Here is a 10,465-nt window from a genome sequence, read left to right on the forward strand (position 1 = left end):
AGATGAAAAAATATACAAAAGATGATATTGTTGCACGTGCTACAGAGCTTGCGAAAATTATTTCTGAAACAGAGGAAGTAGATTTCTTTAAGCGTGCAGAAGCACAAATTAATGAAAATCAAAAGGTTCGTGAAATGATTGCAAGTATTAAAAGCTTGCAAAAACAAGCGGTTAACTTTCAACATTATGGAAAAACCGAAGCGCTCAAAATGGTAGAGGCTAAAATTGAAAAAATCGAGACAGAATTGGATGAGGTTCCAATTGTTCAAGAGTTTAAGCAATCGCAAACGGATGTTAACGACCTCCTACAAATCGTTGCATCAACTATTTCCAATACAGTCACCGATGAAATAGTAGTTTCAACAGGTGGAGATCTTCTTCGCGGTGAAACAGGTTCAAAAGTAAAAAATAGTACACCTGGAAATTGTAATTAATACATGTGGACCATTATCTTAAAAGATAATGGTCTTTTTTATTCAATATAAATTGACTAGTTCCAGGTGAAATTTTTACTTTAATTTCAAAAGCGCCTATCGGTAAGCGTATTGCTCCTTCTCCTCTTTACGGATAAGGGCATCAGGTGAAATTGAAAATGCTATTTTACTCGGTGAAATTTGAAGTGACAATTTCAATAGCTCGTGAATTACTTCGTTGTTTTTCCTAAGTCTTGCGTCGAAGACTACAATATCCATATGCCAGTATTGCGGTTCTTCTACTTTTCTAAGTGCCTAGAACACAATAAACTCCTCTACATATAATGAATTAACCCATAAAAGTTATAGTTTTCTATCATGAACATAGTACTGTACTATTTTCTAGTTAGGAAAGTTGGAGTACTGTATTTCCCGTAGTGATTGCAAAAATATTGGCACACTAGTCTATAGGCATGCATAGGATGAATTGAAAATAAATGAGGAGGTTTCGCTCGAATGGCAGAATATAGAGAAATAATAACGAAAGCGGTCGTAGCGAAGGGACGCAAATTCACACAGTCCAATCATACGATCACACCGCCGCATCATCCATCGAGCATATTAGGTTGCTGGATTATTAATCATAAGTATGAAGCAAAAAAGGTCGACAAAAAAGTCGAAATAAGGGGTTCATACGAAATAAACGTCTGGTATTCTCATGGTAATAATACGAAAACTTCGGTTGTTACAGAAAAAGTGGAATACACTGATATTGTAAAACTAAGTTATCGCGATCCAGATAGTTTAGATGATAAAGAAGTAGTGGTTCGAGTCCTTCAGCAACCTAATTGTGTAGAAGCAGTTATTTCACCAAATGGAAATAAAATCATCGTAAATGTAGAAAGAGAATTCCTCGTTGAAGTCATCGGAGAAACAAAGGTATGTGTTGCCATTCATCCAGATGGTTGTGATTGTGATGACGAATGGGAAGAGGAATTAGACGAAGAATTTGAAGAATTAGATCCAGACTTTTTAGTAGGTTCAGAAGAGGAGTAAAAACTAGGAAGATAGCTTCCTAGTTTTTCTTTTTGTATTTCATCTTTTATATATTCATTTTTCTTATAGTAATCCATAAACATTTCATATAAGTAATGATTCAAACAAATATGTACAATAGAAGTGGAAGTAACCAAAAAAGGGGATGTTTCATATGTCATTTGCTTTTCAAGGTATTGACCATATATTATTAGCTGCGCCTAAAGGCTGTGAAGTTGAAGCTAGACATTTTTTTTCGAACGTTCTAGGTTTAACAGAAATTCCAAAGCCGGAAAACCTTCGTGCAAGAGGCGGTTGCTGGTTTCAATGTGGGAGCCAGGAAATTCATATTGGCGTTGAAGAAGATTTTAAACCAGCTATAAAAGCTCATCCAGGATTAATCGTTAAAAATATCGAAGAGCTAAAAAATACATTGAAACACCATCACATTGAATGGAAAGAGGAACCACCAATTGATGGAAGAAGCAGAATCCATGTATCAGATCCGTTTGGCAACAGAATGGAATTTCTTGAGTTCATACTTGAATAGTAAAGCCAAAAAATCGGATGGAAAACCCATCCGATTTTTTCTAAATATTAGATTTCATGAAGTTCACCTGTCGTATATGATATAATATTTTTTAGCTAAACATGTTGAACGGAAAGGAATTTGGTAGAAATGAGTCAATATACTCCTATGATTTTACAATATTTACAGGTGAAGGCAGAATATCAAGATGCCTTTTTATTTTTTCGATTAGGTGATTTTTATGAAATGTTTTTTGAGGATGCTGTTAAGGCATCTAGAGAATTAGAAATTACATTAACTAGCCGTGATGGGGGTAGCACGGAAAAGATTCCGATGTGTGGTGTCCCATACCATTCCGCTCCAAATTACATTGAACAACTAGTAGAAAAAGGATATAAAGTTGCAATTTGTGAACAGGTAGAGGATCCAAAAACCGCCAAAGGTGTTGTGAAGAGAGAAGTAGTTCAACTTATTACTCCTGGTACAAGGATGGATGGAAAAGGATTAGCAGAAAAAGAAAATAATTATATTGCTTCCATTACGGCTTTTGATAATGGTACTTATGGTCTGGCGTATACAGACCTTTCAACAGGGGAAGGACGCGTAACACAAATTGACAGTGTATTTGAATATGTAGTAAACGAACTATCCATTCTAGGGGTAAAGGAAGTTGTTGTTTCCGATTCATTTAATGAACAGCATTTGATCTATCTAAAGGAACGGACAGATACTACGATTTCAATTGAAAATGGTATAGAAACAAAGCCTGTGTTTGAAAGAATACTAGTTAACGTTGAATCGGAAGTACTGCAACAATCAGTTATACGTCTTTTAAATTACTTGCACCGGACACAAAAAAGAAACTTAGACCATCTCCAACCTGTAACAAAATTTGATATTCATCAATTCATGAAAATAGATTACTATTCAAAACGGAATCTAGAGCTAACAGAGACAATTCGATCTAAAGGAAAAAAAGGATCATTATTATGGCTCCTTGATGAAACAATGACAGCTATGGGGGGAAGACTTTTAAAAAATTGGGTTGATAGGCCATTAATCGATTCACAAACAATCGAACGAAGACATTTATTAGTTGAGACATTTATCGAGCATTATTTTGAACGCCAGGACTTGAGAGAACATTTGAAAGAAGTCTATGATATTGAAAGACTTGCTGGTAGGGTTGCATTTGGAAATGTAAATGCAAGAGACTTAATACAATTAAAATACTCTTTACAGCAAGTGCCAATCATTCAAGCTATTTTAGAACAGCTGCATCATCCGGAAAGCTTGCAGCTATCTAGAAAACTTGATCCATGTGAGGAACTTACTGACTTGTTAGAGAGAGCAATACAAGATAATCCTCCTATTTCTGTTAAAGATGGTGGGATGATCCAAAATGGATATAATGATGAATTGGACCAATATCGTGATGCTAGTCGCAACGGAAAAACATGGCTTGCTCAGTTAGAACAGGAAGAGCGAAATCGGACGGGAATTAAGTCTTTAAAAATTGGATATAATCGAGTATTTGGCTATTATATTGAAGTAACAAAATCCAATTTGCATTTGTTAGAAGAAGAAAGATATGATAGAAAACAAACCTTAACGAATGCAGAGAGGTTTATTACACCAGAACTGAAAGAAAAGGAAGCATTAATTTTACAGGCTGAGGAAAAAAGTATCGAATTAGAGTATGAATTATTTTTACAGCTTCGAGAAATCGTAAAAGAATATATTCCGCGCTTACAAAGTCTAGCTCATGTCATTAGTGAAATCGATGTACTTCAATGTTTTGCAACCATCAGTGAAGCAAGACATTATGTTAAGCCAGCTTTTAATCTTGAGCGAAAAATTATCATAAAAGACGGGCGTCACCCAGTCGTCGAAAAGGTAATGGATTCACAACTGTACGTCCCTAATGATTGTTATATGGATATGGAACGGGAAATGCTCCTCATAACTGGTCCAAACATGTCTGGTAAGAGCACATATATGAGGCAGATTGCGCTAACTTCTATACTAGCGCAAATTGGTTGTTTTGTTCCTGCAAGCGAAGCAAGTTTACCGATTTTTGATCAAGTCTTTACAAGAATAGGTGCCGCAGACGATTTAATTTCAGGACAAAGTACGTTTATGGTAGAAATGCTAGAAGCGAAGAATGCCATTATGAACGCAACTAAAGATAGTCTAATATTATTCGATGAAATTGGAAGAGGAACCTCTACTTATGATGGAATGGCACTTGCTCAAGCAATCATTGAGTACATTCATCATCGTATCAAGGCAAAAACATTATTCTCCACACACTATCATGAACTTACAGTGTTAGAGGAAGATCTGGTACAACTTAAAAATGTTCATGTAAGTGCGATGGAACAAAATGGGAAGGTTGTCTTTTTACACAAGATAAAGGAAGGACCTGCAGATAAAAGTTATGGAATACATGTTGCGGAGCTTGCAGAGCTTCCACATGATTTAATTGTCCGTGCAAATGAAATTCTAGCTGAATTGGAAAAGAGTTCTGAGGCACCGCAGCATGCTCCAAAACACGAAGTGGATCAAAATCATTCACAACTTTCACTTTTTGATGAGCCGAAAACGGAACTTAAACAAGGGACATCTTCAAAAGAAAAGAAAATCCTTGAAGAGCTAAAAGGTATCAATTTACTAGAAATGAATCCTTTGCAAGCAATGAACATGCTCTATGAACTTCAGAAAAAATTAAAAGGCTAGGTGGTGTTCTCCTTGGGGAAAATCATTCAACTGGACGATATACTTTCTAATAAAATTGCAGCCGGAGAAGTGGTTGAACGACCAGCATCAGTTGTAAAGGAACTAGTCGAAAATGCAATTGATGCAGGCAGTACCATTGTCGAAATAGAAATCGAGGAAGCTGGACTGGAAAAGATTCGCATTATCGATAATGGTTCAGGGATTGAAGAGGATGATATGCTCCTTGCTTTCCAACGTCATGCCACTAGTAAAATTAAGGATGAAAATGATCTTTTCCGCATTCGAACATTAGGATTTAGAGGAGAAGCATTGCCAAGTATTGCTTCTGTTGCACATCTTGAAATGATATCCTCGACTGGAATTGATTCCGGTACAAAAGTAGCGATCGAAGGCGGAAAACTGTTAAAGCATGAAAAAAGCTCAGGAAGAAAAGGGACAGATATTACAGTAACAGACCTTTTCTTTAACACACCGGCACGATTAAAATATTTAAAAACCATCCATACAGAGCTTGGAAATATCACGGATGTCGCAAATCGCTTAGCACTAGCACATCCGGAAGTATCAATCCGCTTGAGGCATAATGAACGAATGCTGTTACAAACGAATGGAAATGGGGATGTACGTCAAGTTTTAGCATCCATATATGGAATGAATATCGCAAAACAAATGATTCCTATTACCGCCAATTCACTAGACTTTAAACTTAACGGATATATTTCTATGCCAGAGATTACGCGGGCATCTAGAAATTATATTTCTACTATGATTAATGGGCGATTTATTAAAAATTATTCACTCGTGAAAGCTATACAAGAAGGTTATCATACATTGCTACCGATTGGACGTTTTCCGATTATTTTGCTAAACATAGAAATGGATCCTGTCTTAGTTGATGTCAATGTGCATCCTTCAAAATTAGAGGTAAGACTTAGTAAGGAACAAGAATTAAACGAACTTGTCATAAACACAATTAAAGAGGCGTTTAAAGATAAGGTACTTATTCCATCTGGGAGTGTTCATAAAGAAAGAGAAACAGCACCAACGCAAACAACATTACAACTTGATCATTTACCAACAAGGAATGATTCAGTAGAACAAAAGCAATCACCATTTCATAAGCCTGTCTATTCTAGAGAAGAAGCTGCTTCTACGTTGCCTATTAATGAGATGAGAAAGGTTTTTCATTTAGATGAGAAGCAACAAACAAACATAGTATATGAAAATAAGGATGATCTTGTTTTTCCTGAAGTTATCGAAGAACTAATTGATCTAGAGGAAAATGTTCTCCCAGCTTCAACATTAGACCATGTCGAAGAACAACGTGATAGTCGAATTCCGCCTTTATATCCAATTGGGCAAATGCATGGAACCTATATTTTTGCCCAAAATGATGAAGGGCTCTATATTATTGATCAACATGCAGCTCAGGAAAGAATTAAATACGAATATTTTCGTGAAAAAGTTGGACGAGTAGAGAAGCAACTACAGGACCTTCTTGTTCCAATTACATTTGAATATTCAACCGATGAGTATATAAAAATTGAAGAAAACCTAGATGAATTAGCTTTTGTCGGAGTTTTTATGGAACCATTTGGTCATAATAGTTTTATTGTTCGTTCCCATCCGGTCTGGTTTCCAAAAGGGGAAGAGAAAGAAATAATCGAAGATATGATAGAACAGCTCATATTAATGAAAAAAGTGGATGTGAAAAAACTTCGTGAGGAAGCAGCCATTATGATGAGTTGCAAAGATTCTATTAAAGCTAATCACCATTTGCGTAATGATGAAATTCAAGCTTTATTAGATTCACTACGCCAAGCCTCTGATCCATTCACATGCCCTCATGGACGACCAATTATTATTCATTACACAGTGTATGAAATGGAAAAAATGTTTAAAAGAATAATGTAATTTATAACAAGGCAAAACCATTGATATATATGGATTTTGCCTTGTTTTTTAGTGGTAACAATCACATATATACCACATTTATTGCTGTTAGCTTGCGGTACATTGAAATGTTAAAAAAGCGGTATGATCGATACCAAACTGAATTTTTGTACGTTGATGAAGAGGGCAATGGGCTAAGACGATTTGCCATGGTGAAGCTTAAAAAGGATGTTTTTCCAGCATGCATTTGGCGAAACAAAATCATAATTGTGTTTCCAAAGGTGGGAATTAAATTTTGTGAAGTAGCCAATGGATAAAGCGAAGGCATAAAAAGAAGCATCGTAAGACACTTCTTTTTAGGAGGTAATGTTTGGTTAGGGTTTTTGACTCAGTTTAATACTTCAAGGTAAATTCCTTAACAAACTAATCGAAGCAAAGTATAGCGCCAATAATAACCAGCAATATGAAAAGAACTACAATTAAAGCAAAAGTGTTACCCATTCCACCTGTTGTTGGATAAGCATATCCTTGGTTACATCCGCCAAAGCATCCCATAAATACACCACCTTTCCTATTCACTAAATATCATATGATTAAAGAAACTTAATGAATGATGAAGTAGCGGACAAGTGGGAAAATAGTAATTTTACTGATTTAATCAATGAAATGTCTTAGCAGATAAAAGAGAGGAATATTATAAATCTAATGAATTTGAAACAGGTAATGAAATTGAAGATGCAAGGAGATTTTTAGTAAGGTGTTGGCAGGCTATTGGTGCAAAAACAAGTGATTGGACAGGTTGGAAAAGTTTTATTTCATCCACTTGCCCCGACGATACAAAAGAGTGGAGCAAGCTTCCAGAGAAATTATTTTTTGTAGCAAAAAGACTTAAACAGGTGCAAATAGAGAATCAACTAGCTGTAAAGTTTCTTGAGAGATATAAAAGGAAAGTGGTGCTTGTTTATGCAAATCCTCCATACTTCATTGAGACGAGAACGAAGAGTCATAATAAAACATGAAATAGCGCTTGATGATCATGTCGAATTATTAGAGGTTTTAGATTCCCAGCCTGGTCCCGTGATTCTTTCCGGATATGGCCATCATCATTACGATGAAAGGTTGAAGCATTGGCAAAGGGAAACGATGGATGTGGCTACTGAGGCAGGTGCAAAACGTCAAGAAGTTTTATGGATTAATCCAATTGCTGCAGAAACAGGTTATTATCAGCAAACGTTGTTTTAGGAAACAAAATGATAGGAGAGAGTTATATCCCTCCTATCATCAATCTAAAATATTTTTTTCCTTATTCTGCTGTATAAGAGTCATTAATCTCTTCTTTAGAACGAATTTTCGTTTTTTCTTTTCAAGTTTCTTTTTTACAAAAAACATTGTTTCACCTCATGTAGTAATTAACAAATGCTTTGGATTAATCTCAGCACATAATTAGAGTTCGAGTAAAAGACACAGCTTATATAATAACAGATGGACTAGTAAAAAGGAACTATAATTCAAACGAAAATTAGTTATTTATACCTATGAAAGTTTTAGTTTTTCATTATATTTGGATTAAATGGAAATAAAAGGATGTATCTTTGGTTAAAGAACGGTGGAAATAAGTGTTGTTCATTAATTTGATAAGGCGGGGAAGAGGAAGCCAGAAAGCGAATTTAAAGGAACTGTTTTAGAAGGACAGGAACTTAAATTCACAGATTTAATTGAAAAGGATTTTGATAAGTTAATAATGCTAATTAATTTATCATTGCTGTTAATGAGGAGTACCATGAAGAAATTTGTTGGGTGGATAACATTAGAATTGAATCCTGCATTTAGTACATTAGAGGTCATTGGAGCAGAAATGATAATCACATCATCCAGTATAGATTAAGTTATTGAAAATTACTTCGTTGTAGATGTGAGCGAAATCGGTGTTGCAAGGTTAGAGAAGAAGTAGAACTATTTTTATGGACCAATTTGATTGTTCTGTTCAATTAATAGGCAAAAAAATAAGCTTCCTGAGAAGCTATCAATAAAATTTTATAAATAGCTATATCCAAATATAAAGGTCTCTTGCAATTAGTTCAACTTCTAGTAGTCGTATGAATGATTTTGAAAGCTTCAACTCACAAGCTTGATGATAAGCCTTTAGAAGAGCTTTATTAGACAATTTTTCTACAATTTCCAAAAGTATCACCCCTTTATTATTAGAATTACTTTAAATTACCCATTTGGTAACAATACTAAACTATTAAATAGAAATTTGATTAGTAGGTAACTTTTTTTGCTCTACATATTGGAACTTAATTACTACGTATATTTAAAAAATTTCCTTGAATAAGTATTGAAAGAACATATGTTTGTGTATAATAAGAATAAACATTATTGCAATGGAGGAATACTCATGAAAGGAATTCTATTGAGGGCACTTGAAACAGGAACAAAGCTTGAAATGATTTATTATTCTAATAAGCAGGAAATTACGCACCGAACAATAAGAGTCCTCTCTGTTGAAATCGATTCATTTAGGGCATATTGCTATTTACGAAATAGGCAAAGAACATTTATGATAAAAAATGTCTTATCAATCGCACCAGGGAGGATAAAGTATAAGAAAGTCATTTCTTAAAAATAGGTATATTTTGATATATCATTTTCCTTACTCTATATGTTTTATTTGATCATGGAGTTTTTTAACTTCATTAAAAACGGTTTTTCGATCAGCATGTACAGTATTTATTATTTCCTCAAAGCTTTTTCCCTCTTTTTTAAATTCAATGATTTGTGATAATTCTTTGTTCGTTGTTTTGGAAATAGCTGCAGCAACAAGTAAAAAATGTAAATCCGCATCATTCTTTAAATAATGACTAATCTCTGCACTTGTCCGATTAGTGTAGTTTGCGATCATCAATATAATCTTTTCTTTGTTTTCCTTATATAACAGTTTGTTTTTTCGTATTTGTTCCGTTTTTACCTTCTCCCAATCCACTCCAAAATGATTAGCAGTCTTATGCCAAGACGGATGCTCTTTATAATAGCGTAAGATACTCTCGATACTTTTATTTGCATACATCGAAATTTGAGCTGCATTCACAATTTCGTGAACTTTATAACCTTGTTTTTCAAGTTTAATAAATTCTTCATGACTTAATTGAAAATGCACATCGTCCCCGTTGATTATACTTTTGTTTGGTGTAACTGCAATTACTGATGAAATATGTATTATAAGTCCTACTGTTAATATCAATGAGATACTGAATATAAATCGTTTTAACATTTTTGTATTTTACCTCCTATGAATATTTCCTATTTTATGTTATCCATCATGGAAAGAAATATTTATAACAGGCTATAATCTCAGCAAAATACAAAAACCCTGAAGCGCAAAATGTCTTCAGGGTTTAAAGTGTGTAGGAATGATAATATAATTTTAATTACTCTGTTTTGTACCCATGTTCCACAAGCTAAATAACACAGTAACTGCCCCAAGTATAACACTGGCCCAAGTTTCTCCACTAGATAATGAATAAACAAATGGTAAAATGACAAACCATGCTCCGGTTAATACTGTAATCCAGTTCTTCCAGGAATTCCACCCTGTTTCACTTGATGCCCAGAATGCCAAGATTAGTTGGATGAGACCAATTACAACACTGGACCAAAGTGCTCCTGATTGATCTGAAAATCCGACAACCCAAGGAGCAATAATAAACCAAACACCAATCAACGCATTTAATGTACTTCTTGTTTTCATGTGTGCACCTCCTTGATGGTTTACGAAATAATGAATATTTCGTTATTTAATTGTATGAAAAATTTTGATAAAGTTTCATACAATTTTAATTTTTATCATCCAAAATAA

At 34.4% G+C, this 10,465-nt stretch carries 12 protein-coding genes; 8 read left to right on the forward strand and 4 right to left on the reverse strand.

The features are described 5' to 3' along the window. Window positions 1–2: 2 nt before the first annotated feature. The 5 genes from AC3WJF_RS01250 (at window position 3) to mutL (ending at window position 6,630) form a co-directional block, all read left to right on the forward strand. Entirely contained in the window at window positions 3–434 is a 432-nt protein-coding gene (locus AC3WJF_RS01250; protein WP_492449267.1) for a YlbF/YmcA family competence regulator, read from the forward strand. A 495-nt stretch (window positions 435–929) separates the two neighbouring features. Continuing rightward, window positions 930–1,469, forward strand: coding sequence for an outer spore coat protein CotE (locus tag AC3WJF_RS01255; protein WP_492449268.1), 540 nt, complete (start codon window positions 930–932; stop codon window positions 1,467–1,469). A gap of 154 nt (window positions 1,470–1,623) precedes the next feature. Continuing rightward, window positions 1,624–1,998, forward strand: coding sequence for a VOC family protein (locus AC3WJF_RS01260; protein ID WP_492449269.1), 375 nt, complete (start codon window positions 1,624–1,626; stop codon window positions 1,996–1,998). Window positions 1,999–2,127: 129 nt separating this feature from the next. Next, window positions 2,128–4,716, forward strand: coding sequence for a DNA mismatch repair protein MutS (gene mutS / locus AC3WJF_RS01265; protein WP_492449270.1), 2,589 nt, complete (start codon window positions 2,128–2,130; stop codon window positions 4,714–4,716). A 12-nt stretch (window positions 4,717–4,728) separates the two neighbouring features. Continuing rightward, window positions 4,729–6,630, forward strand: coding sequence for a DNA mismatch repair endonuclease MutL (gene mutL / locus AC3WJF_RS01270; RefSeq protein ID WP_492449271.1), 1,902 nt, complete (start codon window positions 4,729–4,731; stop codon window positions 6,628–6,630). Between the two features lie 402 nt (window positions 6,631–7,032). Here mutL and AC3WJF_RS01275 read toward each other — a convergent pair whose 3' ends face one another. After that, a complete protein-coding gene (locus tag AC3WJF_RS01275; RefSeq protein WP_492449272.1) occupies window positions 7,033–7,164 on the reverse strand; it encodes a YjcZ family sporulation protein in 132 nt (43 codons plus the stop codon). Between the two features lie 173 nt (window positions 7,165–7,337). Between AC3WJF_RS01275 and AC3WJF_RS01280 the strand changes: the two genes are divergently transcribed. Further along, window positions 7,338–7,628, forward strand: a complete 291-nt coding sequence (locus tag AC3WJF_RS01280) for a hypothetical protein (protein WP_492449296.1) — start codon at window positions 7,338–7,340, stop codon at window positions 7,626–7,628. Beyond that, entirely contained in the window at window positions 7,573–7,851 is a 279-nt protein-coding gene (locus tag AC3WJF_RS01285; protein WP_492449273.1) for a hypothetical protein, read from the forward strand. The genes AC3WJF_RS01280 and AC3WJF_RS01285 overlap by 56 nt, the downstream gene beginning before the upstream one ends. An 802-nt stretch (window positions 7,852–8,653) precedes the next feature. Here AC3WJF_RS01285 and sda read toward each other — a convergent pair. Beyond that, window positions 8,654–8,800 (reverse strand): sporulation histidine kinase inhibitor Sda, encoded by a 147-nt coding sequence (gene sda / locus AC3WJF_RS01290; protein WP_492449274.1) that lies wholly within the window; start codon window positions 8,798–8,800, stop codon window positions 8,654–8,656. Between the two features lie 207 nt (window positions 8,801–9,007). On the opposite strand from sda, the gene AC3WJF_RS01295 reads away from it, so the two are divergent. Further along, window positions 9,008–9,232, forward strand: coding sequence for a hypothetical protein (locus AC3WJF_RS01295; RefSeq protein ID WP_492449275.1), 225 nt, complete (start codon window positions 9,008–9,010; stop codon window positions 9,230–9,232). 30 nt (window positions 9,233–9,262) lie between these two features. On the opposite strand, the gene AC3WJF_RS01300 is transcribed toward AC3WJF_RS01295, so the two are convergent. Together AC3WJF_RS01300 and AC3WJF_RS01305 are read right to left on the reverse strand one after the other, a co-directional pair. Further along, window positions 9,263–9,880 (reverse strand): hypothetical protein, encoded by a 618-nt coding sequence (locus AC3WJF_RS01300; RefSeq protein WP_492449276.1) that lies wholly within the window; start codon window positions 9,878–9,880, stop codon window positions 9,263–9,265. A 153-nt stretch (window positions 9,881–10,033) separates the two neighbouring features. Next, window positions 10,034–10,357, reverse strand: a complete 324-nt coding sequence (locus AC3WJF_RS01305; RefSeq protein ID WP_492449277.1) for an SPW repeat protein — start codon at window positions 10,355–10,357, stop codon at window positions 10,034–10,036. Window positions 10,358–10,465 lie beyond the last annotated feature (108 nt).

This window comes from Heyndrickxia sp. FW510-T9, assembly GCF_058781025.1.